Consider the following 23,817-nt stretch of genomic DNA (forward strand, 5'->3'; position numbering starts at 1 on the left):
GGGCAAGGATAATGCCGCCGCGTGCCACTCACCCCTCGCCTCCGTCCGTACGACAACGTCCTCCTCGACCTCGACGGTTGCGTCTGGGTCGGCGATGAGGTCCTTCCCGGTGCCGCCGAAGCGGTCGCCGCCCTCCGCGAGGAGGGCAAGAAGGTCCTGTTCTTGACCAACGACGTGCGCCACCCGCCCGAGGGGTTCGTGCGCAAGCTCTGGAAGCTCGGCGTCCAGGCCTCGCTCGACGAGGTGCTCAGCGTCGGCGCCGCCGTCCAGTTCTGGCTCGCCGAGCGCTACACCGGCACCGCCTTCGTCGTCGGCGCCCAGGCCCTCGTCGACCACGTCGCCGACGCCGGCCTGCGCGTCGTCAACAACACCCCCTTCGCCTCCCGCGCCGACGTCGTGGTCGTCGCCGCCCATGACGACGTCGTCTACGACGAGATCCGGGTCGCCGCCCAGGCCGTGATCCGCGGCGCCGAGCTGATCGGCGCCACCCGCGACGTCAACTTCCCGATGCCCGACGGCCTCTGGCCCGGCTCCGGCGCGATCCTGGCGGCGATCGAGGTCGCGGCCGAGCGCAAGGCCGCAGCCGTCGTCGGCAAGCCGGAGTCCGTCATGTACGCGGCAGCGCTCGACCGCCTCGGCGACGGCCGCACCCTCGGCGTGGGCGACCGCCTCGACGTCGATGTCGCCGGCGCCCGCCGCGCGGGCCTCGACTCCGCCCTCGTCCTGACCGGCGCCACGACCCGCGAGCAGGCCGACGCCGCCCAACCCCGCCCGACCTTCGTCGCCGATTCGTTGGGCGATCTCGTGCTAGGCGAGTGAATCGAGGACGTTAACGCACACAAACGAGCGGTCGACGTGGCGCGCATGTGGGGGTGTGTTGCTCTTGTTTCGCTATGCGGGAGCTCAGCAACACACCCCCGAACGGTTCCTGATCGCGCGCGGCGAGCGGGTCCTGCGCGTGACGACGAAACTGACGGCCGAAGCTCTCCGCCAGCCACGCGGGCGGGGCAACTCCGACCGCACTCGATCTGCGGCTGCTGATCGACCATCGCGAGCGCCTCGCCCGCCAGCGCGTCGCGCTCTCGCAGACCATCAAGGCACTCGAGGCCGAGATCGCCGACCTGGTCGACCGCATCGCACCGCAACTGCTCTGCGAACCTGGCCTCGGGCCGTTGACCGCCGCCAAACTCGTCGGCGAGATCGCTGGCGCAGGCCGGTTCGCCACCGACGCCAAGCTCGCACGCAGCGCCGGCGTGGCGCCCACCGCGGCGGCTACCGCCCGATCAACGCGACCATCCACCGCATCGCCGTCACCCGCCTGCGCTGCCGCCCCGAAACCCAGGACTACATCGCCCGCAAACGCGCCGAAGGCAAGAGCACCGAACAGGCCATCCGCTGCCTCAAACGCCACCTCTGGCACCTGCTCCAGAAGCAGCGAAAGCGCCTCAGGATCCCGGCTTCGCTCCAGCGACGTCACGGCGTCCCGCCCACCCATTAGCCTCCCCGCCGCAATGGACGGCCCTGTCTGCCTGATCGTCAATCCCCATGCCGGTGCCGGGCGGGCGTTGAAGCTGCTGCCCGGTGTGGAGGCGGAGCTCCGGTCTCAGGGGCGGCAGTTCCGCGTCGAGAGGACGACGTCGATGGACCATGCCCGCGAGCTGGCGCGGGAGGCGGCGGCCAATGAGGAGATCGTGGCCGCGATGGGCGGCGACGGGATCACCGGTGCGATCGCCAGCGAGCTCAAGGGCGGCAAGGGGCTCCTCGCCGTGATCCCCGGTGGGCGGGGGAACGACTTCGCGCGCAAGCTGAAGGTCCCGTTCGAGCCCGCCGAGGCCGCGAAGTTGCTGCAGAGCGGCGAGGAGCGGCGGATCGATCTGGCGGAGGTCGAGCGAAGCGGTGATGAGCGTTCTGCGCGAGGCAGTGGCCAGTGCTTCCTCGGGATCGCGAGCGCGGGGATCGACTCGGACGTCAACCGGATCGCGCTGGAGACGCGGCTGAAGCTCGGGACGAACGTCTACGCCTACGCGACCCTGCGCGCGTTGCTGACGTACAAGGTCGCAGAGTGGGAGCTCACGATCGACGGCGAAACCCGCTCGTTTACAGGCTATTCGGTGGCCGTGTGCAACTCCGGGGTGTTCGGCGGGGGGATGTTCCTGGCGCCGGATGCCAAGCTGGATGACGGTTTGCTCGACGTCGTCCTGATCGCCAAGCAGTCGAAGTTCGCGTACCTGCAGGGCCTTCCCCGCGTGTTCAAGGGGACGCACCTGGAGCACCCCGCGGTGCAGCTCGTCCAGGGCCGCGAGATCACGTTCCGTGCGGACCGGCCGTTCACGGCCTACGCCGACGGGGACCCGATCGCGGAGCTGCCCGCGACGGTGCGGGCGCTGCCGGGCGCGCTGCGGGTGGTGGCGCCGCGATGATGCGCCTCGCCGCCGGTGTGGCCGCCGCGAAGGCGGTCGGAACGCTCGCGCGCACGGCCGGCCGCGGCGGGGGGACGTCGCTGCCGGGCAAGGTGCTCACCCGCGTCGAGCCGCACGCGATCGGGCGCCTCGCGAAGAACCTCGACCGCGGCAGCGTCGTGATCTCCGCCACCAACGGCAAGACGACGACCGCGGCGATGGTCGCCTCGATCCTCGAGCGGACCGGCGCGCGGCTCGTCCACAACCGCGCCGGGGCGAACATGGCGGGCGGGATCGCGAGCGCGCTCGCCAGCGCCTCGCGCAAGGGCGGGCGGGCACTGACCGGGGACTTCGGGCTCTTCGAGGTCGACGAGTTCTGGCTCGGGCCGGTGGTCGAGGAGCTCGAGCCGCGGGCGATGCTGCTCGGCAACCTCTACCGCGACCAGCTCGACCGCTACGGCGAGCTGGAGACGATCGCCGACCGCTGGGCCGCGGTGGTGGCCGGGCAGGTGGGCCGGACGTCGACGCTCGTGCTCAACGCGGACGACCCGCTCGTCGCCGACCTCGGCCGTGTGCCGCAGCCCGGCGCGAAAGCGCCGTGGCCGGAGGCCGTGACCGTCCCCGGCGCGGTCTACTTCGGCGTCGACGACGACTCGCTCGCGCTCCCTGAGCTGCAGCACGCCTCAGACTCCAAGCACTGCCGCCGCTGCGGCCACGCCTACACCTACGAGGCCGTCTACCTCGCCCACCTCGGCCACTACCACTGCCCGAACTGCGGCCAGAAGCGCCCCGAGCCGTCCGTGGTGGCCACCGACGTCGAGCTGCGCGGGATCAAGAGCGCCGCGTTCACCCTCAACGGGCGGCGGGTCGAGCTCCCCCTCCCCGGCCTCTACAACGTCTACAACGCGCTCGGCGCGGCCGCGCTCACGCTCAGCCTGGGCGTCGAGCTCGACCACGTGGTCGAGGGCCTGCAGGCCGTCGCGCCCGCGTTCGGCCGCGCCGAGACGCTCGACCTCGACGGCCGCCCCGCCTCGCTGCTGCTGGTCAAGAACCCCGCCGGCGCCAACGAGGTCCTCCGCACCCTGGCGCTCGAGGAGCGCGAGCTCGATCTGTTCGGCGTCCTCAACGACCGGACCGCCGACGGCCGCGACGTCAGCTGGGTCTGGGACGCCGACTGGGAGCTGCTCGTGGGCCGCGTGCGCCGCTTCACCGCCAGCGGGACCCGCGCCGCCGAGCTCGCGCTGCGGATGAAGTACGCGGGGCTGCCGGTCGAGCGCATCCACGTCGTCGACGACCTCGAGCAGGGCCTCGACGCGGCGCTGCAAGACGGCGACGGCCCGCTCTACGTCGTCCCCACCTACACCGCCCTGCTGGAGCTGCGCGATCTGCTCACGAAGCGCGGTCAAGTGAAGGCGTACTGGGCCCAGTGAGCCGCGACGACGTCATGTGGCACGACGTGGAGTGCGGCAGCTACGACGCCGACATGCCGCTCTGGCTCGACCTGGCCAAACAGGCGCAGGACGGCGTCCTGGACGTCGGCGCCGGCACCGGCCGCGTCGCGCTCGCCCTCGCCGGGGCCGGCCACGACGTGACCGCGCTCGACCTCGACCCCGGACTGCTCGAGACGCTGGAAGAACGAGCCCGAGCCGCCGGCGTGCACGTCGCCACGATCACCGCCGACGCCGCGGACTTCAGCCTCCCGGAGCCGGTCAGCCTCGTCGCCGTCCCGATGCAGACCATCCAGCTGCTCCCCGAGCGCGGCGGCTTCTTCGCCGCCGCCAGGCGCGCCCTGGCCCCCGGCGGGCGCGTCGCGGTCGCGATCGCCACCGACCTCGAGCCCTATGACGGCGCGCCGCCGCTCCCCACGCCCGACCTCGGCCAGGCAGACGGCTGGACCTACATCTCCCAGCCGATCGCGATCCGCGTCAACGACGACCACGTGCTGATCGAGCGGATCCGCCAGATGGTCGGACCCGACGGGGAGCGCGCAACGTTCGACGACACGATCCGCCTCCAGATCGTGACCCCCGGCGGGCTCGCCGTGGAGGCCGCCGAGCACGGCCTGGAGGCCGAGGAGCTGCTGCACATCCCCGAGACGCCCGAGCACGTCGCCAGCCAGGTGGTGGTCTTCCGTGGCTGACGCGCTGCGCGTCTGCGCGCTGTACCCCGACCTGATGAACATCTACGCCGACCGCGGCAACCTGCAGCTGCTGCGCAAGCGCTGCGAGTGGCGCGGCCTGGGCTTCGAGCTCTCGGGCGCCGGCCTCGGCGACCCGCTCGACCCCGACGCGCACGACCTCTTCTACATCGGCGGCGGGCAGGACCGCGACCAGGCGCTGTGCGCCGAGGACCTGGCCACGATCAAGCGCGACCCGCTGCACGCCGCCGCGGCCGCCGGCAAGGTCGTCTTCGCCGTCTGCGGGGGCTACCAGCTGCTCGGCCACGCGTACGAACTCGGAGGTGAGCGGCTTCCGGGCGTCGGCCTCGTCGACCTCGAGACCGTCCGCGAGGACGGGCCGCGGCTGATCGGCAACGTCGCGATCGAGGTCGACCTCGGCGGGCTCCCGAAGGTCCTCGCCGGCTTCGAGAACCACGGCGGCCGCACCCGCCTGGGAGCGGCGGAGCGCCCACTCGGCCGGGTTCTGAAGGGTCATGGAAACGACGGCCGCTCCGGGTTCGAAGGCATCCGCGGTGGTCCGGAGGGCACGGTCGTCGGTACCTATCTGCATGGTCCCCTGCTGCCCAAGAACAGCTGGTTCGCCGACTGGCTCACGGCCACGGCGCTGCGCCGCGACCCGGGCGAGCTGGCCCCGCTGGACGACACGCTCGAGGCCGCTGCACACGAGGCTGCACGCCGCGCCGCCGGAATCTGACCGCAGAAGACCATCAATCCGGTGGGGTAGCATCCGGCGCCCCCTCCCCGGGACTTCCTCTTGACCAGACCCAACACCGCCCAGCCCGAGGGGCCGTCCGGCTACCGCGAGGCGACCGAGCTCGAGTTCGCCGCGGCGACCAAGCAGTACCCCGGCACCGACGGCCCCGCAGTCGAGGCGCTCTCGCTGAAGGTCCCCGCCGGGGACATCTGCGTGCTCGTCGGCCCGTCCGGCTGCGGGAAGACCACCGCGATGCGGATGGTCAACCGGATGATCGACATCACCAGCGGCGACATCCTCGTCGGCGGGCGCAGCGTCAAGGACCGCGACGTCGACGAGCTGCGGCGCGACATCGGCTACGTCATCCAGCAGGTCGGCCTGTTCCCGCAGCGGACGATCGGGGAGAACATCGCCACCGTCCCGAAGCTGCTCGGCTGGGACAAGCGCCAGGTCGAGGCCCGGGTGGAGGAGCTGCTGGACCTGATCGGCCTGCCGCAGGACATGCGCGGCCGCTACCCGGCGCAGCTCTCCGGCGGCCAGCGCCAGCGTGTCGGCGTCGCCCGCGCGCTCGCCGCCGACCCGCCGCTGATGCTGATGGACGAGCCGTTCGGCGCGATCGACCCGATCAACCGCGACCGGCTCCAGAACGAGTTCCTGCGCCTGCAGGCCGTGGTCAAGAAGACGGTCGTCTTCGTCACCCACGACATCGACGAGGCGATCAAGATGGGCGACCGCATCGCCGTGCTGCAGGTGGGCGGCAAGCTCGCCCAGTACGCGCCGCCCGCCGAGCTCCTGCTGCACCCCGCGAACCCGTTCGTGGAGGACTTCGTCGGCGCCGACCGGGCGCTCAAGCGGCTCGCGCTCCTGAAGGTCTCCGACATCCCGCGAGCCTCGCTCGGCAGCGCCAACGGCGGGCCGGAGATCGCGGTCGACACGCCGCTGCGGACCGCGCTGTCCGAGCTGCTCGGCCAGGGCGAGCTGCACGGCCGCGTGGTCGACGCCGATGGCGGCGCCCTCGGCTCCCTGTCAGTCGACACGATCGCCCGCCTGGCGCACGGAGAGAAGGCGTGATCGTCACCGTCCTCGCCCAGCTGAAGATCCGCGGCCAGGACACCGGTCCGTCCTGCGTCGAGAACAACGGCTTCTGCCCGAGCTGGATCGCCGACAACCTCGACCGCTACAAGCAGCCGCTGATCGAGCACATCGAGCTGACTCTGATCGCGGTCGCGATCGGCTTCGGCATCGCCTTCTGGCTCGCGCTGCTCGCGCACCGGCGGCGGTGGCTGATCCCGCCGATCACCCAGATCACCGGCATCCTGTACACGCTGCCGAGCGTCGCGGTGTTCTTCTTGCTGCTGCCGATCACCGGCCGCGGCAAGGTCACGGCGCTGATCGCGCTGGTCGCCTACTCGCTGCTGATCATCTTCCGCAACATCATCACGGGCCTGGACGGCGTGCCCGCCGACGCCCGCGACGCCGGCCGCGGCATGGGCCTGACCGAGCGTCAGCTGCTCTGGAAGGTCGAGCTGCCGCTGGCGCTGCCGGAGATCATGGCCGGGCTGCGGATCGCGGTGACGACAACGGTCGGGCTGACCGCGCTCGTCTTCCTGGCCGGTGCCGGCGGTCTCGGCGAGGCGATCTTCGCCGACACCCAGTTCCAGTCCAACGTCGTCGTGGCGGGCGGGCTGTGCGTGCTGCTGGCGGTCGTGCTCGACCTGCTCGTGCTGGCGCTCCAGAAGCTGCTCACGCCGTGGACGCGGGCGGCGGCGCGATGACGCACACCTTCGCCGCCCTGGGCCAGTTCGGCGACGCGATCAGCTTCATCTTCACCTCGCGCGAGCACCAGCGCGGGTCACCCGTCGGCGGCAGCCACAACCTGCCGCTGATCTGGGAGCACCTGAAGCTGTGCGGCGCGGCGATGGGCATCGCGCTGCTGGTCTCGCTGCCGCTCGGCGTGATCCTCGGGCACACCGGCAAGGGCTCGTTCCTGGCGATCTCGGTCTCCAACGTCGGGCGCGCGGTGCCGAGCGTGGCGCTGATCGCGCTGTTCATCGCGTTCTTCCCGAGCAGCCCCGAATTCCTGAACGTGACCCTGGCGCTGGCCTTGCTGGCGATCCCGCCGATCCTCACGAACACCTACGTGGGGGTGCAGCAGACCGACCCCGACGCGGTCGACGCCGCCCGCGGGATGGGGATGTCGAGCGTCCAGATCATGCGCACGATCGAGTTGCCGCTCGCGCTGCCGCTGATCTTCGGCGGCATCAAGACCTCGACCGTCAATGTCATCGCCACCGCCACGATCGCGCCGCTGGTCGGCGTGGTCACGCTGGGCGACCCGCTCGTGGCCTACTCGGTCTACGGCACCGAGGGCCGGATCGGCGCCTCGATCATCGTCGCCGTCCTGGCCATCGCTGCCGAGGTCGGCCTTTCCGCCGTCCAACGCGCCGTGACGCCGGCCGGCATCAAGCTCGAGCGTGGCGCGGAGGGCCGCGCGCGAGCACGCTTCGGTCTTACCAAGAGGAGGATTCAGACCGCCCCATGAGAAGAACTCCGACCGCCGTGGCCGCCGCGCTCGCGGCCGCGACCATGCTCGTCGCCGCCTGTGGCGGCGACGACAAGCCCGCATCATCTGGATCGGCCCCGACGCCGGCCGCCACCGAGACGGCCGCCGACACGGGCCAGATCGCCAAGAACGACGCCAACAGCGCGATCTCGCTGAAGATCGGCTCGAAGAACTTCACCGAGCAGAAGGTGCTCGGCGAGATCTACGCCCAGGGCCTCGCGGCCGCCGGGTACAACACGTCGACCGACCTCAACCTGGGCGACCAGGACACGGCGCTGGCCGCGCTGAAGGGCGGTCAGATCGACGCCTACCCCGAGTACACCGGCACCGCGCTGACCGCGTTCTACAAGAAGGACGCGGCCGACCTGCCGAAGGACCCGCAGGCCGCCTATGAGCAGCTCAAGGGCCTGTTCGAGGCCGACGGCATCACGGCGTTCCCGCCCACGCCGTTCACCAGCTCCAACGAGGTCGCCGTCACGCAGGAGACCGCGCAGAAGTACGGCCTGAAGAACATCTCCGACCTCAGCAAGGTCGCCGATCAGCTCACGCTCTACGGCACGCCCGAGTGCCGCAAGCGCATCGACTGCCTGGTCGGCCTGCAGGAGGTCTACGGGTTGAAGTTCAAGAAGTTCGTCCCGGTCGCCGCGGAGCAGCGGCACGAGGTGCTCAGCTCCGGCCGCGCCGACGTCTCGATCGTGTTCACGACCGACCCGCAGATCAAGCGCAACAAGGAAGTCCTGCTCGAGGACGACAAGGGCATGTTCCCGCCCTACAACCCGACGCTGCTGATGAAGACCGAGACGGCTGACAAGGCGGGCGCGGACCTGGCGAAGGTGATCGACCAGATCCAGAAGCCGCTGACCGACGACGCGATGCAGGAGCTCGACGCGCGCGTCGACCTCGACAAGAAGGAACCGGCCGAGGTCGCCAAGGAGTACCTGAGCGAGACCGGCCTAGTGAAGTAGCCGCGGTGCGAGCTGCTCGGGCGGTGCGGGCCGCCCGAGCAGGTAGCCCTGCACGTAGCGGCAGCCGCAGCCCCGCAGCAGCGCGAGCTGCTCCTCGGTCTCGACGCCCTCGGCGACGACACCCAGCTCGGCGGCGCGGCCGATGCTGAGCGCCGCCTCGATGATCCGCCGTCCTCGCTCGCCTTCCGCGCGGGCGACGAACCCGCGGTCGAGCTTGATGCCCGAGAGCGGCAGGCGGGCGAGGCGGGTGAGCGAGCTGTAGCCCGTGCCGAAGTCGTCGAGGTGGAGCTGGAGCCCGTACTCCGAGAGCGCCTCGAGCCCGCTGATCGACGCCTCGCCGCCCTCCATCAGCGTTGTCTCGGTGATCTCCAGCGCGATCCGGTTCGGCTGGACGCCCGCGGCGGCGATCGTGCCGATGATCCGGTCCACGAACGCCGGCTCGCCCAGCTCGCGCGCGGCGACGTTGACGCTGACGCGCACGTCGGGCGGCCAGTGCATGACCTCCAAGCACGCTTGGTGCAGCACCCACTGGCCGATCGCCGAGATCAGCCGCCCGTCCTGCTCGGCGGCGGGCAGGAAGCGGCCCGGGGCGAGCAGACCCTCCTCGGGATGCTGCCAGCGCACGAGCGCCTCGACGGCGACGACGCGTCGCTCGCGCTCGACGTCGACGATCGGCTGGTAGTGCAGCCGCAGCTCGTCGCGCTCGATCGCACGGCGCAGCCCGTCCTCGATCTTCATCCGGTCGCGCAGCCGGCCGCCCATCGCGCGGTCGAAGATCTCGTAGCTCCCGCCGCCGCGGCCCTTGACCCGCTGTAGGGCGTTGTCGGCGCCCTGGACGAGGTCGGCGTCGCCGCCCTCGGCCTCGACCGCGACGCCCACCGCGGCGGTGAGGAAGATGTCGTTGACCGGCGACTCGAACGCCCTGAGCAGCCGCTGGGCGAGCGCGGCCGCCTCTCGCTCGTCCTCGATCTCGGACAGGATCGCGAACTCGTCGCCGCCGAAGCGGGCGAGCGCCTGCGAGGCGTCCAGCCGCGCCCGCAGGCGCTCCGCGACGTGCGTGAGGACCTCATCGCCCGCGGTGTGACCGTGCGCGTCGTTGACGGCGCGGAAGCGGTCCAGGCCGAGCAGCAGCACCGCCACGCGCCGCCGCATCGGCCGCGCGAGCGCCTGCTCGAGCCGCTCGGTGAACAGCAGGCGGTTCGGGAGCCCGGTGAGCGGGTCGTGCAGCGCCTGCTGGATCACGCGCTCGTGCAGCGCCCGCCCCTCGGTCAGGTCGGTCATGCTGATCAGCAGCCCGTCGCGCAGCGGCTGGTAGTTCGCGCTGACGAACACGACGTCGCCCGCGGGCCGCGTGATCGAGACCTGCACGTCGCGCGCCGGCTCGCCGTGGCGCATCGCGCGATACCCGGGGGTCTCCTCCCCACCCGGCTCCATCTGCCTGCCGTCCTCGTAGCGCAGCTGGAACCGCTCCCACCAGCGCGGGTCGGAGACCAGCGCCTCGCGCTCCATGCCGAGCATCGCGCAGGCGGCCGGGTTGACCTCGACGACCTGCCCGGTCCGGTCGACCACCAGCAGGCCTGCCTCGAGCATGGCGAACACCGCCCGCAGGCGCTCCTCGCTCACGCGCAGCTTCGTGTCGATGTCGTCCGAGTGGGAGATGGCGCAGAACTTAACCGGTTGAGCTAGACGGACGGGGTGTCTCATTTCCGTGGTCAGCGGGAATACTTGGTCGATGGACGGCCTGGACATCCCGAAGCTGCGAGGCGTCACCCACGCCTACGCGTTCTGGTGCGCCCTGGTCGCCGCCGCGCTGCTGATCGCGTTCTCGCCCGGCGGGGTCCCGCGGGTCGCCGCGGCCGTCTACGGCGTCGGGCTGTGCGCGCTCTTCGGCGGCTCCGGCCTGTACCACCGGTGGCGCTGGCATCCGCGCTGGCGGCCGATCCTGCGCCGGATCGACCACTCGACGATCTACGTGTTCATCGCGGCCTGTTACACGCCGGTCGCGCTGCTGATCCTCGACGGCGCGACCAAGTGGGTGGTGTTGGGGGTCGTCTGGATCGGCGCGGCGCTGGGCGTCGTGTTCAGCGTCGCCTGGATCAACGCGCCGCGGGCGCTGTGCTCGGCGACGTACGTCCTGCTCGGGTGGGTCGCGCTGCTCTGCGTGCCGCAGCTCAAGGACGCGCTGCCGCTGGCACCGCTGGTCCTGATCGCGTCCGGAGGCCTGCTCTACACCGCCGGCGCGGTGATCTTCGCGCTGGGTCGCCCGAACCCGTGGCCGCGCACCTTCGGCTTCCACGAGATCTTCCACGTGTTCGTGATCCTGGCCGCTGTGGCACATTTTGTCGCCATGGCGGGCTGGATCGTGGTGTCATGAGGAGCCCGGCAACGGGCAGCGCGGCACCGAGCGTGCGGTTTCGGGCATCCCGGGTGTGGTGTCGGTGAACACAGGCTGGGACGCGGAGTACGAGGGCGACGGCGGCGTGCCGTCGAGCTATCGGCACGAGCCGTCGGGCGCGGTCGTCTGGGCGTTCTCGCGCGGGGTGGGCGGCGCGCGCGGCCTCGACGTGGGCTGCGGAACCGGCCGCAACACGCTCTACGCGGCGGCGCAGGGAGTGCGCATGACCGGGTTCGACCGCTCGCCCGCGGCGATCGAGCGCGCCCGCGAGCGCGGCGGCGACGCCGAGTTCCTCGTCCACGACCTGGCTGACGGGCTGCCGGTCGGAGACGGCTCGATCGACGTGCTGCTGGACATCTTCGTCTACAAGCACGTCGTCCACCCGGACGCGCGCCGGGAGTACCGCGACGAGATGCAGCGGGTGCTCGCTCCGGGCGGGCGGGTCGTGCTGCACCTCGCGGAGCCGACCGACGGCTACTACGGCTCCTGCCCGCTCCTCGGCGACGCCCACGCCTGGCCGCACGCGGTCGTCGACCCGGTCGTGGGCGTGGGCAGCGTGCTGTTCACGCTCGACGAGCTGCGCCACGAGTTCGCCGGGTTCGAGCTGGTCGACTCCCAGGCGCGGCGCAAGGACGGCGACATGCACGGCGCCGTCTACGAGCGTCACACGCTGACGGCGATCTTCACGACCTCGACGCCCGCGGCGCCGAGCACGTCCTCCCCGTCGAGCACCGCGTAGCCCGTGCGGTAGTGCACGCGGGCGATGCCGCTCGCGGCGATCAGCTTCGCGCACGGCGGGCAGGGGAAGTCGGTCACGTAGATCTCCGCGCCCTGGGTCGACCGGCCGGCGCGGGCGGCGGCGGCGATCAGGCGCGCCTCCGCGTGCATCGCGGTGCTCAGCTCGAGGTGCACGCCCTTGAAGAAGTTCGACCGCGGGTCGCCGACGGCGTACGGGGACTGCGGGTGCGGGAGGTGCTCGTTGCGGGTCGCCTCGACGGTGCCGTCCGCGAAGCGGATCGCCGCGCCGACCTGGCGCCAGAAGTCGATGCTGTGCTCGGCCTGGGCCTCGGCCAGCGCCGGGAGGTCGTGCTCGTCGATGACGCGGTCCGGCCTCGGGGGCCTCAGCGCGACGACGCGCGGCTTGTCCCAGCGCAGGAACGCGGTGTCGTAGAGGACCTCGGCGCGTGGGAAGAACCGCTCGACGACCTGGTAGCTGACGTCCTCGGCGGGCAGGATCAGTTGGGGGTTCTGCTCGGCGAGAGCGCGGGCGGCGGCTTCATCGAGGATATGGACCTCCAGGCCCCACGCCGCGAGCGCCGGCGCGACCTCCTCGGGCGTCAGTGCGCGGATGTCCTTCGCCAGCGGGCGATAGTCCGTGTAGAGCTCCGGCCCGATCAGGTGGACCGGATGCGAGTGGGCGTGCAGGAAGCGCCGGTACCCCTCGTGGAGCACCGGGATGTACGCCACGACGGCCTTCATGGCCGGCGCAGGATGTCGTCGATCAGCCCGGGCAGGACCTGGGCCAGCTTCGGGCCGAGGCGGTCGCCCATGTGCATGTACATCTGGCGGATACGTTCTGAGGTCGTGACCGACGCCTGACGCGAGACGACCTCGATCCGCCCGACGACGGTCAGCAGCTCCTCCTGCTCGGCCTCGGTGTAGGAGTGGTCCTCGGTGAGCACGAGCACGTCCGGCGCGACGGCCTTGATCAGCGCCCAGCGCGGCTCGTCGTCGTCCTTGAGGTAGATCATGTCGACCGGGCGCTGGTAGGCCAGCATCTCCAGCCGCTCCTCCTGCGGGACCATCGGACGGTCGTCGCCCTTGCGGCGGCGGATCTTGGCGTCCGAGTCCACACCCACGACCAGGATCCCGCCGAACTCCTTGGCCCGCTGGAGGTACTTGACGTGCCCGAGGTGGATCAGGTCGAACGAGCCCGAAGTCAGCACGATCTTGTAGTCGAGCCCGCGCAGATGCGAGACCTTGCGCGTCACTTCGTCGAGCGTCGTGACCAGACGCTCCTCGAAATTCGCCTCGGTGCTGAGAATGCCGCCGCTCATAGCGAAGGAATGACCTTACAAAGCCGAGGTCCGACCGGCGCCTTCGCCAGACTGGATCAGTGCCCAATTACCGACCCTTCGCCGCGCGCCGCCCGAGCACGCAGTACCAGGACATGCTCCGGACGATCCGCGACGACGGGGTCCACGTGCACACCAAGCAGGGCGAGGACGCGCTGGCCGTCGCGGGCGTGCAGATGCGCTTCCCGATGGCCCACGGAGCCGCGGTGATCACCGAGCGGTCGATCAAGGGCTTCGTCAACAAGGCGATCGGCGAGCTGTGCGCGTTCATCAACGGCGCCCGCACGCTCGACGAGCTGCGCGAGTTCGGCTGCGACTGGTGGGACGCGTGGGCGACGCCCGAGAAGTCCGGCTCGCGTGGGTTGCAGGCCGGGGACCTCGGCCCGGGCTCCTACGGGCACGCGTTCCACAACTTCACCACCGACCTCGACGGCGACGACCCCGGGTTCGACCAGCTCCCCCACCTGATCAAGAAGCTGAAGGACCTGCCGCTGGACCGCACGGCCGTGATGAGTCCGTGGATCCCGCAGGCCAACCATCGCGAGGCGGGCGTCAAGTCGCGCAATACGATCGCTCCCTGCCACGGCTGGATCCACGCGCTGGTTCTGGACGACAAGCTGCACCTGATCCACAACCAGCGCTCGGGCGACACGCCGATCGGCGTGCCGTCCAACATGGCGCAGTACACGGCGCTCGGCCTGATGATCGAGCACCTGATCGGCTACGAGTTCGTGGAATACGTCCACTGGATCCAGTACGCGCACATCTACGTGAACCAGCTGGAAGCGGTCGACGAGATGCTGGGTCGCGAGCCGCGCCGCCTCCCCACGCTGTCGCTGTCCGAGGCGGGCAAGCGCGTCACCGACATCCACGACTTCCGCGCCGAGCACTTCGAGCTCACCGACTACGACCCGCATCCCGCGATCAAGGGCATCCCGGTGCTGACGTGATCGCCTGCGTCGTCGCGCATTCCAAGAACCGCGTGATCGGCCGCGACGGCGATCTGCCGTGGCACCTGCCCGCCGACATGCGGCGCTTCCGCGAGCTGACGAGCGGCCACGCCGTCGTGATGGGCCGCAAGACATACGAGTCGCTGCCGGATCGCTTCCGGCCGCTCCCGAACCGCCGCAACCTGGTGCTGAGCCGTGACCCGGGCTTCGTCGCGCCGGGCGCCGAGGTCTTCCCGGACCTCGCGAGCGCGCTCGCGGCCTGCGACGGCGACTGCTTCGTGATCGGCGGCGGCACGACCTATGAGCAGGCGCTCGCGGTCGCCGACCGCGTCTACGCCACCGAGATCGACGCGCACGTCGAGGGCGACACGTTCTTCCCCGAATTGGGAGGCTGGCGGGCGGTCGAGGTCTCGGAGCCTGAGGCCGAGAACGGCCACAGCTTCAGCTTCATCACCTACGAGCGTGGCTGACCTCTACTACCTCGACGCCGCCCGCCACGACGACCAGTCCGAGCGGATGCGCGAGCACGAGGCCGCCGGCCGCTGCGTCTTCTGCCCCGAGCACGTCGCGACGTACCAGACCAACCCGGTCGAGTACACCGGCGAGCACTGGTACTACAAGCGCAACGACTGGCCGTACGCCGGCACCGTCGCCCACTACCTGATCGTTCCGCTGCGCCACGTCGTCGCCTTCGACGAGTTGCCGGACGAGGCGGGTGCCGAGCTGTGGGCGATCAAGCGCCGCCTGAAGGCCCAGCTGGACCCGCTCGCCACCGCCACCGTCGAGCGCTCGGGCGACATGCGCCTCAACGGCGGCAGCGTCGCCCACCTGCACGTGCACTTCGTGGCGCTCGGCCCGGATCCGGTCAAGACCGTGCGCTTCCGGGTCAGCGAGCGAGCCGGCTAGGAAGCCACATCGCCGGCAAGAGGGCGACACCGGCGAGGCCGATCGTCCACCAGAACGTGTCGCCGAACGCCGCCGTGGGGTCGCTCCCGCCCGTCAACGCGTTCTGGAGGATCACGGCCAGGATCGCGGTGCCGAGCGAGCCGCCGATCTGCTGGATGATCCGGATCGACGCCGTCGCGCGCGGGATCGCGCTGCGCGGGATGTCCGCGTAGCAGGCCGACATCGTCGGCACGAGCGCCAGGCCCAGACCGACGCCGCGGACGAACAGCGCGGCGCCGAGGAGCACCTCGCTCGTCCCGTGCTCGACCAGCGCGTACGGGATCGTCGACAGCGTCGACAGCGCGAGGCCCACCAGCACGATCGGGCGCGCCGCCACCTTGTCCGCGAGGCGGCTGGCGATGACGATCGAGACCATCGTGCCGGCGCCCTGCGGGGCCAGCAGCAGCCCGGCCTCGAGGGCGCTGCGTGAACGCGCGACCTGCTCGAACAGCGGCAGCAGGAACATCGCGCCGAACAACGATCCCCCGAGCGCGAACATCAGGCCCGACGACGCGGCGAACGACGGGACGCGCAGCAGGCGGACGTCGATGATCGGTTGGATCGTCGTCCGCAGCGCGTGGATCGTGAACGCCGCCAGCAGGACCGCGCCGAGCGCGAGCGGGACGAGCACGCCCGCCGTGGCGAAGCCGCCCGCGTGGCCCGCCTGCGAGAAGCCGTACACGATCGCGGCGAGCCCGGGCGACAGCAGCGCGAGGCCGAGGAAGTCCAACCGCGACGAGCGGCCCTCGGAGCGGGTGTCCGGCATCAAGCGCCAGGCGAGCGCCAGCGCGATGAGGCACACGGGCACGTTGACGAAGAAGATCCAGCGCCAGCTCGCGCCGTCGAGGATCAGCCCACCCACGACCGGGCCGAGGATCGGGCCGAGCTGCGCGGGGATCGCGACGACCCCCATCGCCCGCCCGATCCGCCGCGGGCCCGCCGCCTGGGCGAGGATCGCCTGCATCAGCGGGACGAGCATCCCGCCCCCGAGCCCCTGAAGGATGCGGAACGCGATCAGGCTCTCCGGTGACCAGGCGAGTCCGCACAGCACCGATCCGCCGAGGAAGCCCGCGAGCGACAGCAACCACATCCGGCGCCCGCCGAACCGGTCCAGCGCCCAACCGGTGAGCGGGATCGCCACCGTCAACGCCAACAGGTATCCGGTCGACACCCACTGGATCGTCGAGATCGTCGTCCCGAGCTCCTCCCCCAGCCGGTCGATCGCGACGGCGACGATCGTCGTGTCGAGGATCGCCGCGATCGCCCCCACGAGCAGAACGCCGGAGAGCCTCAGCAGCTCCGGGGTCAGGCCCGTCTCGTCGTCCTGTCGGAGAGCGGTTTCGGAAGCCATCCGATACACCGTATCGCAAAATCGATACGGTGTATCGGCGAGATACGATGCGTGACCATGCCGGCCGCCAGCGAACGTCCCGTGCTGACCCGCGACGCGATCGTCACCAAGGCCGTCGCGATCGCCGACGCCGAAGGCCTCGAGGCCGTCTCGATCCGCCGGCTCGCCGCCGACCTCCCCGCCCGCCCGATGAGCCTCTACAACCACATCGCCGACAAGGACGAGCTCGTCGGCCTGATGCTGGACCGGATCATCGACGAAGGCATGATCGGCGACGCGCTCTCCGCCGACTGGCGCGAGGCGATGCGCCAGGTCGCGCGCGCCGCCCGCGAATCCGCCGAACGGCACCCCTGGCTGCTCTCCGCCCGCGTCCGCGCGATCCCCCGGCGCGAGAGCTTAATCCGCCACCACGAGGAGTCACTCCGCGCGCTCGACGGCTTTCCGGGCTCCACGGCCGACAAACTGCGCCTGCTCGTCGCGGTCGACACGTACACGCTCGGCCACGTCGCCATGAACACCCCGCACCGCTCGGTGACCTTCGCCGAGTACGGCGTCCCGGAGGACAGCTTCGACGTCGGGCTGGAGTGGCTGCTCGAGGGTGCTGCGCAGACGCTGGGTTAGCGCGCCTGGCACGCCGAGCTGAATAATGCGGGCATGATGACTTCAAAGGCGATGTTGCGATGACGGAGATCGCGCGATTCACGATCGACGAAGCAGGCGGCGACGTCCTCGTCGAGGTCGACAAGACCGCAGGGCTCCAGCGCGTCGCGCGTGGAGACGACGGGATCTACCGAGCGACCGAGCGCGTCGACGCCGCTCTCGCAGCGGTGACGCCGGCGGCGCGCCGTGTGCTCGACGCAGTCAAGGAGATCGCGCCCTCGTCGACCGAGGTCGAGTTCGGGATCAAGCTCACGGCGGAAGCCGGCGCGATCCTGGCGAAGGCGTCGGGAGAAGCGCACTTCACCGTGAAGATGTCCTGGGAGCACAAATAGAGCTCCCCCGTTGAAGGACTGGCTCTCCCGCGGCCTCGCTCGCGTCACGTCCGTCGAGGGCTCCGTGAAGGGTGCCGGCGTGCTGCTCGGCACCCGGCACGTCTTGACGTGTGCTCACGTTGTGGCTGCAGCGCTCAACTGTGAGAGCGATGTCTTGGACGCCCCAAAGGGCCAGCTGAGCGTGGAGTTTCCCGCGTCGGACACGGGCCCTGGGTTCAGTGCAACGGTCGTTCCCGACGCCTGGTTTGGCGTCGACCCGGCGGGCGGTGGGGATGTCGCGGTGCTCGAGCTCGATGCCGACGTACCCTGTGACTGCGCTCAACCGCCGGTCCTGCGCACCGCGGGACGAATCGGCAGCCAGTTCCACGCTGTGGGGTTCCCTTATGGGCTCGGCAAAGGCGTCGAGGCACGCGGATCGATCCGCGGAGGGCTCGGTCCTGGCTGGCAGTGGAGGCAACTCGAGATCGCTGAGCGGAGCTATCCGATCGAGCCCGGATTCAGCGGCACCCCGGTCTGGGATGAACAAGCGGCTGCCGTCGTCGGACTCGTCGCGCTCCAGTATCGCGAGGATGACGCTCCGCCGATCGCGTTCATGATCCCAACGGAAGTGATCGCTCGACTGTGGCCAGGTCTCGACGATCACCTCGGTTGGCGCGTGCGGTTCGAGCCGCGCGACCGTGTCGACCATTGGAGTCCGCGAGCTCGGGGCGTCACGTTCGACAGCGATCCACGGCAGCTGTTCACGGGGCGCGAGCACGCATTGCGATCGGTGGCGGATTGGCTCGCGAAGCCCGACGGCCAGGCCCGCCTTGTCGTCGGCGGGCCGGGCTCGGGGAAGTCCTCGATCCTCGCTCGCGTCGTGATGGCCGCGGACACCGACGCGCCGTTGCCCCTGATCGACTCCGATCCTGGAACCGCGGTCGCCCCCGGCGCGATCTCGCTTGCCATCGTCGGCCGACACGACACAAATGTCGAGAGCGTGGCCGGTGAGATCGCTCGCTGGACCGACCTCGACGCACAGACGCCGAGCGAGGTGGTCAGTGCCCTCGTGCGGCGCAAAGCCGACGCGCCGCCACCGACGATCGTCCTCGACGCGCTGGACGAGACGCGCAACCCCACCGGGATCGCGAGCAGCCTGCTCCGGCCGCTCGCCCGCGAAGGCGCCGCCAACCTCCTGATCGGCGTCCGGAGCACGGAGTACGAGGACTCGCCCCCAGAGCTCCTCCGCGGGGTCGCGCAAGAGATCGACCTCGACGGGCAGTTCTCCGACCCGCGCGACCTTGCGCTCTACGTCTCGCACGTCCTGCACGAGTCCGGTCCGAGCGGCTATCGCGACGACCCTGAGAGGACGGCCGCGCTCGCTGAACGCGTCGCCGAACGTGCCGCCCCGTCGTTTCTCGTCGCCCAGCTCGTCTGCCGGTCGCTCTGCGAACAGGACGTCGTTCTGGATTCGATGCCCGAGACGTTCCCCGACGACGTCGGAGCGGCGATGCACGAGTACATCAGAGCTGTGGCCGAACACCACGTCGAAGGCGAAGAGGACGTCGAATCGACGGTCAGGCGGATGCGCGACCTCCTGGCCGCGCTGGCCTTCGCGAAAGGCGGCGGGCTTCCGTCGGAAGGGCCGGTGTGGCCGACGATCGCAGGCGCGATCTCGAAGCGCGACTACACCCCGAAGGATGTCCGTTGGCTGATCGACTCACGCGCGCGGTCGCTGCTCCAGATCCACGAGATCGATGGGCGCGAAGGCGTGCGGCTGTTCCATGCCGCGCTGGCCGCTCACGTGGCGCCGAAGAACCGCGGGAACGCCGAGGCACGGATCGTACGTCGACTGAGCAAGCTCGCGACCGAGATGCCGCGCGACGAGGTCGATGCCTACGTCGAGGCGCATCTGTCAAGCCACGTAGCCGCCGAGCCCGTCCCGGATTGGAGCGCGGTGGCGCAAGAGCGTGTGCTCGAGCGGCTGGATCCGAACGCTGTCGCGATCGACGCGACGAAGGCGGCGTCGGCGGGCTCGCTTCCGCGGGAGATCGCAGCCGTCGTCGCTACGCGGCATCTGCTCTCGTCGAGCTCGCGAAGCGACCGTGACGGCCTCCGGCAACTCGGCCTCGCCCGCTCGGCCGGCGATCGCCGGTTCTCACCCGCCACCCAAAGTGGCGCGTGGGGCATCCGCTCGGCGAGCCTCAGGCGTCACCCGACGCATACGGTGCTGGCGCTGAAGATGCGGGCGGACTCGATCGCCACCGCGACGGTGGCGGGCGCCGAGGTGCTCGTCGCCGGGTGTGCGGACGGCCAAGTCAGGCTCTGGCATCCATTGACCCTCGACGCGCTCGCCGAGCCGATTCCCGCCCCCGGAGGGAAGCCGGTGCGCGTGTGCTCCTGCGATACGGGAGGCGGCTCATGGATCGCCGCGAGCGGAGGTGATGGGTTCATCGAGGTGCACGATCCGATGAACGGCCAGCTCCGGCAGCGGTTCGGGACCGGCAGCGCTGAGCGCATCCGCGCCCTGGCCGCGTTCACCGATTCCGAAGGGACCATCCGGATCGTCGCGGCCGGAGATGACCACGGCGTACGTGTCTGGGACCCCGCGGCCGAGGTGTCCGTTGCCACCCTCGTCGGGCACAAGGGCGTGATCCGCGCCCTGTCGGTCCTCACCGATCGCCGTGGTCACCGCGTGATCGCGACCGCTGGAGACGATGGTCGGATCCGGCTGTTCAGGCCCGACACGCCGGCGCCTGCGCCAGTCGTGCTCCAAGGCCACCGCGATTGGGTGACCGCGATTGCGACCTACGACGCCGGCGACGGCGAGCCGCGGCTCGCGTCCGTGAGCGAGGACGGGACGCTGCGCCTGTGGAACGTCAGCACGGGCGGACAACTGAGAACGAGTGAGCCACTACCGAGCAAACCCGTCGCCCTCGCGGCGACCCACGCGGTCGGCGGGGCGGTGCGGTTGGTCACCGGACACGCCGACGGAGTGCTCCGTGTCTGGGATCCGCAGACGCTGGCGCAGGTCGGCCTGGATCTCACAGGTCACATCAGCGGCGTCGCCTCGATGGTTGCGTTCTCCGACGCACGCGGCCGCGCTCTGGTCGCGAGCGCCGGAGCTGATCGGACAATCCGGATCTGGGACGTGGGCGCGCCGCCGATGGGACGCGAGTTGCCGAGCGGAGACACTGAGCATGTGGATGCGATCGCACTCACCGCTGATCCCGAACCACATGCCGTCGTCGCTGGTCCAGACGGCACGCTTCGCGTCTGGGACGCCCGCACAGGTCAGCGGCTCGGCACGCCGGTGCGCCGGCATTCCGCTCGCGTTCGCGCGATCGCCTCCTATCGCGACAGTCACGGGACGGCGCGGCTAGCGACCGCGGGTGACGACGAGGCGATCCAGCTGTGGACCACCGCGGGAGGACTGGAGCCCGGACCGCTGCTGCGCGGCCATACGCGGCCGGTGCGGGCACTCGCGCTCGTCGGGAGCGCAGACGCGCGGCTGCTCGCATCGGGCAGCGAGGACGGGACGATTCGCTTCTGGGACCCGGAAACCGGGGACCGCGCGGCGAGCGAACCATTGGTCGGTTCAGGTCCGGTCCGTGGCCTCGCCTCGTTGACGGCCGCCGATGGTGCGGCGATGCTCGCGGCCGTCGGGCATGGCCGATCGGTACGGATCTGGAGCCTTGCCGAAGGCACGCACGTCGAGCTGCCCGCCCTGCACGAGAACTGGCTGATGGCGGTGTGCGTCGGTCAGGGTCCTGCTGGGCCGGTACTGGTGAGCGCGGGAGACGATGAGATGGTCCGACTCTGGGACCCGGCGACGATGACGCCGGTCGCAGACCCGCTCGTGGGTCATACGGGGCCGATCCGCGCGCTGTCGGTGCTTCGGACAGATATGGGCGACACCGTGATCGTGAGCGGGGGCGAGGACCGCACGCTCCGGATCTGGGACCTCGCCCGTGCACGTCAGCTGCGGCGGATACCGCTGGATGTTCCGGTGACTGCGTTGTCCGCGATCGACGGCGGGGTGCTGGTCGGCACAGACGAGGGACACCTCGTCATCGATCTGTCAGAACCCTCCACCCTGGCCGCCGACTGAGCCGAACCCGCTGCCCAAGTCGCGGTAGAAGCGTCGATACAGCCGATCATCGTCGACGCGCGCCAGCTTGAGACGCGCGGTCTCCGGCAACGACGCTCGATCGACCGGCCGCGTGGAGTACTTCGAGTTGAGGTCCGGCGCGACGACGTACTCATTTCCGGCGGTGACGTCCCACTCGAGACGCCCGAACGGACGCGCGTAGTAGGGCTCCTTCGGCCGACTGGTGATCGCGACCGCGCGCAACGCGACACCTTGACGCCACGCAAGCTGGACGATGCGATGGTTCCCGTCACACACGACGAAATCTCGCGCACTGCGCTCGTCGTCGAAGTCGACGGGATGGAGCGCTTCGACGATCGGCGGAGTCAAAGAGACCAGAGCCGGTGCAGCACCCTTGCGGACACGGATGTACCCCCACGGGTCCCAGCCGTCCCTCCGGGCGGGCTCCAGAACCGAGTCTTCGAGCTGTTGCGCTCGCACGAGTCCCGCGGTGACGACGTAGCGCTGAACCGGCCGAAGGAAGCCGAGCACGTCGGCGCCGTCCGGGTCGTACTGGCGACCGTCCTCGTGGGCGTCGGCATCGACCACGAGGATCGCTCCGCGAGGGTCGGCTCCGTCGACGAACACGAGTTCCTGTCGCACAAGGAACACAGGGCGGATGACAGCGTCGGGATACGCAGGGCCGGTGAGATCGGAGTCTTCGTCGAACGTGACCGTTCGGAGCGCGCCAACGGTGCTCGCCGGTTTTCCGTCGGGCCGCATCTGGCCGTTCTCGGCGAACGGATAGCGGTCGACCGGTTCGAAGATGTCCCCCGCCGCCTTCTGGAGCACGAGCTCAGGCGGGAACCCGCCTTTCGGTAGCCGCAGGTCATCGAGGATCTCGTCGATCCAGGTCATCACATCGGCATTGCGCGCCTGGATGGCCGGGCATTCCTTCCAACGGGGCTTGCCATCGTCGCCGAGCGGAAACCACACGGTTCCCAGTCGAACCTTCTCCGCTCGAGCACGCTGTGAGCGATCGGGCGCGTCGAGCAACTCGACCTCGGGCTCCCAGCGCAGCCCGGCGCCTCCCGATTCGAGCGCCGTCATGGTCACGCGACAGTCGTCGATCTCGGGCTGGCCGATCCGCTCGATGCCCCGTAGCCAATGGACGATCTTGCCCACCCGCTCGTCGTCCTGCGCGATGCGCCGATCGACCAACGGCAGGAGAGTTACGAGCCGGTACTGGTACTCGCTGACGGTGCCGGTGGTCGGTGAGATCTTGCGGATCGTGCGGGTCGCGATCTCACGGATCTGGTCCTCCCACACGCGGTCCTGCTCGAGACCGCCGTTGTCGAGGATCTCGTCGACGGCCTCCTCGAACTGCTGTGCGCGCACAGCGCGGGCGGCGTCGTCCGCCTGCTCGACCGACTGGCGCATGACGTCATCTCGCAGGTGTTCGAGGAGCAGGCGGACGTTGGTGAACGCCGGCAGGAGCAACGCGTTCCAACTCGCGATTGACGACTCCGTGATCGGCGCGTGGTGGCTGAGGAGCAGGTCGTGACCACCGTCTTCCCGCTCCCGCAGAAGGAGCAGCAAGTTGTACGGAAGTCGTCGTGCGACCGGCAGATCGGGCAGGCCCCCTTCCGCATCGCTCAGTGGTACGTAGCCGGAAGACGTCCACGTGCGCTCGACGTGCTCGGCAAACCCGTCGGCGCCGGTTGGTGCGTCGTTGAGCAAGCGCCCGACCGCCGTCCGCAGGCGCCGCTCTGCGCTCGTGATCCGAGATGCCGAGATCAGCGGGCGGAGCACCTGAGCCGTCGGCGCACCCGCATGGTCTGACCCAAGGTCGTAGCGGAACGCGATCTCAGCCTCGCCCTTCCACAGGTTCAGGCGCACGCGCGCCATTCCGGGCGTCCCCTCCCCGGCCCGGAACGTCGGGGCGGAGATCAACGAGATCGGCGCCGCGTCCCGACCGGGGCGAAGCATGTCGGTGCCTGCGATCGCGACGATGTCCCTGCGCTGGGCGTGCCGATGGACGACCAACGCCATCCGCAGGTTGCGGCACTGCTCGATCATCGCCTCAGCATCCGGATCGGCCGACAGCAGGTCGGCGTTGGTCACGCCGATCACGTGCACTGGAGTCGTACGTCCGATCGTGGTAGCAAGCTCGCGTACCTGCGCGCCGGGGTCAGTCTGCCCCTGCGACGCGGCGTCGAGTCCGATCAAGGCGATCACGG

Annotated in this window: 22 protein-coding genes and 1 pseudogene; 18 read left to right on the plus strand and 5 right to left on the minus strand. The window is 70.4% G+C overall.

Annotated features, from left to right (window positions below):
• Positions 1–21 precede the first annotated feature (21 nt).
• The 10 genes and pseudogenes from G569_RS62835 (at position 22) to G569_RS50575 (ending at position 8,800) form a co-directional block, all read left to right on the plus strand.
• Positions 22–819 (plus strand): HAD-IIA family hydrolase, encoded by a 798-nt coding sequence (locus G569_RS62835; protein ID WP_053226792.1) that lies wholly within the window; start codon positions 22–24, stop codon positions 817–819.
• Between the two features lie 326 nt (positions 820–1,145).
• A pseudogene (locus G569_RS66440) lies at positions 1,146–1,280 on the plus strand (transposase); the annotation flags it as partial.
• A gap of 231 nt (positions 1,281–1,511) precedes the next feature.
• Positions 1,512–2,420 (plus strand): diacylglycerol/lipid kinase family protein, encoded by a 909-nt coding sequence (locus G569_RS0122100; protein ID WP_028065037.1) that lies wholly within the window; start codon positions 1,512–1,514, stop codon positions 2,418–2,420.
• Positions 2,417–3,829, plus strand: a complete 1,413-nt coding sequence (locus G569_RS0122105) for a Mur ligase family protein (RefSeq protein ID WP_053226793.1) — start codon at positions 2,417–2,419, stop codon at positions 3,827–3,829. The genes G569_RS0122100 and G569_RS0122105 overlap by 4 nt, the downstream gene beginning before the upstream one ends.
• Positions 3,826–4,539 (plus strand): class I SAM-dependent methyltransferase, encoded by a 714-nt coding sequence (locus G569_RS63950; RefSeq protein WP_028065039.1) that lies wholly within the window; start codon positions 3,826–3,828, stop codon positions 4,537–4,539. Before G569_RS0122105 ends, G569_RS63950 begins: the two co-directional genes overlap by 4 nt.
• Entirely contained in the window at positions 4,532–5,272 is a 741-nt protein-coding gene (locus G569_RS0122115; RefSeq protein WP_028065040.1) for a type 1 glutamine amidotransferase, read from the plus strand. Before G569_RS63950 ends, G569_RS0122115 begins: the two co-directional genes overlap by 8 nt.
• Before the next feature lie 60 nt (positions 5,273–5,332).
• The gene (locus G569_RS50565; protein WP_037498202.1) at positions 5,333–6,343 is read left to right on the plus strand and encodes an ABC transporter ATP-binding protein; all 1,011 of its coding nucleotides are present in this window, start codon (positions 5,333–5,335) and stop codon (positions 6,341–6,343) included.
• Positions 6,340–7,047: an ABC transporter permease gene (locus tag G569_RS0122125; protein WP_028065041.1), complete on the plus strand. Its 708-nt coding sequence runs from the start codon at positions 6,340–6,342 to the stop codon at positions 7,045–7,047. The genes G569_RS50565 and G569_RS0122125 overlap by 4 nt, the downstream gene beginning before the upstream one ends.
• The gene (locus G569_RS50570; RefSeq protein WP_064750417.1) at positions 7,023–7,814 is read left to right on the plus strand and encodes an ABC transporter permease; all 792 of its coding nucleotides are present in this window, start codon (positions 7,023–7,025) and stop codon (positions 7,812–7,814) included. The genes G569_RS0122125 and G569_RS50570 overlap by 25 nt, the downstream gene beginning before the upstream one ends.
• Positions 7,811–8,800 (plus strand): ABC transporter substrate-binding protein, encoded by a 990-nt coding sequence (locus tag G569_RS50575; RefSeq protein ID WP_084285367.1) that lies wholly within the window; start codon positions 7,811–7,813, stop codon positions 8,798–8,800. Before G569_RS50570 ends, G569_RS50575 begins: the two co-directional genes overlap by 4 nt.
• Here the strand turns inward: G569_RS50575 and G569_RS50580 are convergent.
• The gene (locus tag G569_RS50580) at positions 8,789–10,423 is read right to left on the minus strand and encodes a putative bifunctional diguanylate cyclase/phosphodiesterase (protein WP_053226795.1); all 1,635 of its coding nucleotides are present in this window, start codon (positions 10,421–10,423) and stop codon (positions 8,789–8,791) included. The genes G569_RS50575 and G569_RS50580 overlap by 12 nt on opposite strands.
• Before the next feature lie 109 nt (positions 10,424–10,532).
• Here G569_RS50580 and trhA point away from each other — a divergent pair, with 109 nt between their 5' ends.
• Positions 10,533–11,174, plus strand: a complete 642-nt coding sequence (gene trhA / locus G569_RS50585; protein WP_037498205.1) for a PAQR family membrane homeostasis protein TrhA — start codon at positions 10,533–10,535, stop codon at positions 11,172–11,174.
• Between the two features lie 58 nt (positions 11,175–11,232).
• The gene (locus G569_RS58625; RefSeq protein WP_169542217.1) at positions 11,233–11,934 is read left to right on the plus strand and encodes a class I SAM-dependent methyltransferase; all 702 of its coding nucleotides are present in this window, start codon (positions 11,233–11,235) and stop codon (positions 11,932–11,934) included.
• Here G569_RS58625 and G569_RS58630 read toward each other — a convergent pair.
• On the minus strand, positions 11,859–12,674 hold the full coding sequence (locus G569_RS58630) for a deaminase (protein WP_053226797.1): 816 nt from the start codon (positions 12,672–12,674) through the stop codon (positions 11,859–11,861). The two genes, G569_RS58625 and G569_RS58630, sit on opposite strands and share 76 nt — an antisense overlap.
• Positions 12,671–13,252, minus strand: a complete 582-nt coding sequence (locus G569_RS58635; RefSeq protein ID WP_053226798.1) for an adenylyltransferase/cytidyltransferase family protein — start codon at positions 13,250–13,252, stop codon at positions 12,671–12,673. Before G569_RS58635 ends, G569_RS58630 begins: the two co-directional genes overlap by 4 nt.
• 59 nt (positions 13,253–13,311) lie before the next feature.
• Between G569_RS58635 and thyA the strand changes: the two genes are divergently transcribed.
• From thyA to G569_RS0122175, 3 genes are read left to right on the plus strand one after another with little or no spacing between them, the layout of a single operon-like run.
• Entirely contained in the window at positions 13,312–14,220 is a 909-nt protein-coding gene (gene thyA, locus G569_RS0122165; RefSeq protein ID WP_028065042.1) for a thymidylate synthase, read from the plus strand.
• Entirely contained in the window at positions 14,217–14,690 is a 474-nt protein-coding gene (locus G569_RS0122170) for a dihydrofolate reductase (RefSeq protein ID WP_028065043.1), read from the plus strand. Before thyA ends, G569_RS0122170 begins: the two co-directional genes overlap by 4 nt.
• A complete protein-coding gene (locus G569_RS0122175; RefSeq protein WP_028065044.1) occupies positions 14,683–15,126 on the plus strand; it encodes an HIT domain-containing protein in 444 nt (147 codons plus the stop codon). Before G569_RS0122170 ends, G569_RS0122175 begins: the two co-directional genes overlap by 8 nt.
• Here G569_RS0122175 and G569_RS50605 read toward each other — a convergent pair.
• Entirely contained in the window at positions 15,107–16,516 is a 1,410-nt protein-coding gene (locus G569_RS50605; RefSeq protein ID WP_053226800.1) for an MDR family MFS transporter, read from the minus strand. The two genes, G569_RS0122175 and G569_RS50605, sit on opposite strands and share 20 nt — an antisense overlap.
• Positions 16,517–16,573: 57 nt before the next feature.
• On the opposite strand from G569_RS50605, the gene G569_RS50610 reads away from it, so the two are divergent.
• The 3 genes from G569_RS50610 to G569_RS0122195 all read left to right on the plus strand — a co-directional run bounded on the left by G569_RS50610 (position 16,574) and on the right by G569_RS0122195 (position 21,598).
• On the plus strand, positions 16,574–17,137 hold the full coding sequence (locus G569_RS50610) for a TetR/AcrR family transcriptional regulator (RefSeq protein ID WP_053226801.1): 564 nt from the start codon (positions 16,574–16,576) through the stop codon (positions 17,135–17,137).
• Between the two features lie 59 nt (positions 17,138–17,196).
• Positions 17,197–17,508 (plus strand): CU044_2847 family protein, encoded by a 312-nt coding sequence (locus G569_RS0122190; protein ID WP_028065045.1) that lies wholly within the window; start codon positions 17,197–17,199, stop codon positions 17,506–17,508.
• 79 nt (positions 17,509–17,587) lie between these two features.
• Positions 17,588–21,598, plus strand: coding sequence for a trypsin-like peptidase domain-containing protein (locus G569_RS0122195; RefSeq protein ID WP_169542218.1), 4,011 nt, complete (start codon positions 17,588–17,590; stop codon positions 21,596–21,598).
• Here G569_RS0122195 and G569_RS0122200 read toward each other — a convergent pair.
• Complete coding sequence (locus G569_RS0122200) at positions 21,569–23,815, minus strand: hypothetical protein (protein WP_169542219.1); 2,247 nt, start codon at positions 23,813–23,815, stop codon at positions 21,569–21,571. The genes G569_RS0122195 and G569_RS0122200 overlap by 30 nt on opposite strands.
• Positions 23,816–23,817: the final 2 nt, after the last annotated feature.

Source organism: Solirubrobacter soli DSM 22325, from assembly GCF_000423665.1.
Classification (GTDB): domain Bacteria; phylum Actinomycetota; class Thermoleophilia; order Solirubrobacterales; family Solirubrobacteraceae; genus Solirubrobacter; species Solirubrobacter soli.

What these genes read in the sequence shown, in the direction of transcription:
- G569_RS50610 (WP_053226801.1), top strand. Translation starts at nt 16,574, where the DNA reads ATGCCGGCCGCCAGCGAACGTCCCGTGCTGACCCGCGACGCGATCGTC.
- G569_RS0122190 (WP_028065045.1), top strand. Translation starts at nt 17,197, where the DNA reads ATGACGGAGATCGCGCGATTCACGATCGACGAAGCAGGCGGCGACGTC.
- G569_RS0122100 (WP_028065037.1), top strand. Translation starts at nt 1,512, where the DNA reads ATGGACGGCCCTGTCTGCCTGATCGTCAATCCCCATGCCGGTGCCGGG.
- trhA (WP_037498205.1), top strand. Translation starts at nt 10,533, where the DNA reads ATGGACGGCCTGGACATCCCGAAGCTGCGAGGCGTCACCCACGCCTAC.
- G569_RS0122105 (WP_053226793.1), top strand. Translation starts at nt 2,417, where the DNA reads ATGATGCGCCTCGCCGCCGGTGTGGCCGCCGCGAAGGCGGTCGGAACG.
- G569_RS58630 (WP_053226797.1), bottom strand. Translation starts at nt 12,674, where the DNA reads ATGAAGGCCGTCGTGGCGTACATCCCGGTGCTCCACGAGGGGTACCGG.
- G569_RS50605 (WP_053226800.1), bottom strand. Translation starts at nt 16,516, where the DNA reads ATGGCTTCCGAAACCGCTCTCCGACAGGACGACGAGACGGGCCTGACC.
- G569_RS50575 (WP_084285367.1), top strand. Translation starts at nt 7,811, where the DNA reads ATGAGAAGAACTCCGACCGCCGTGGCCGCCGCGCTCGCGGCCGCGACC.
- G569_RS58635 (WP_053226798.1), bottom strand. Translation starts at nt 13,252, where the DNA reads ATGAGCGGCGGCATTCTCAGCACCGAGGCGAATTTCGAGGAGCGTCTG.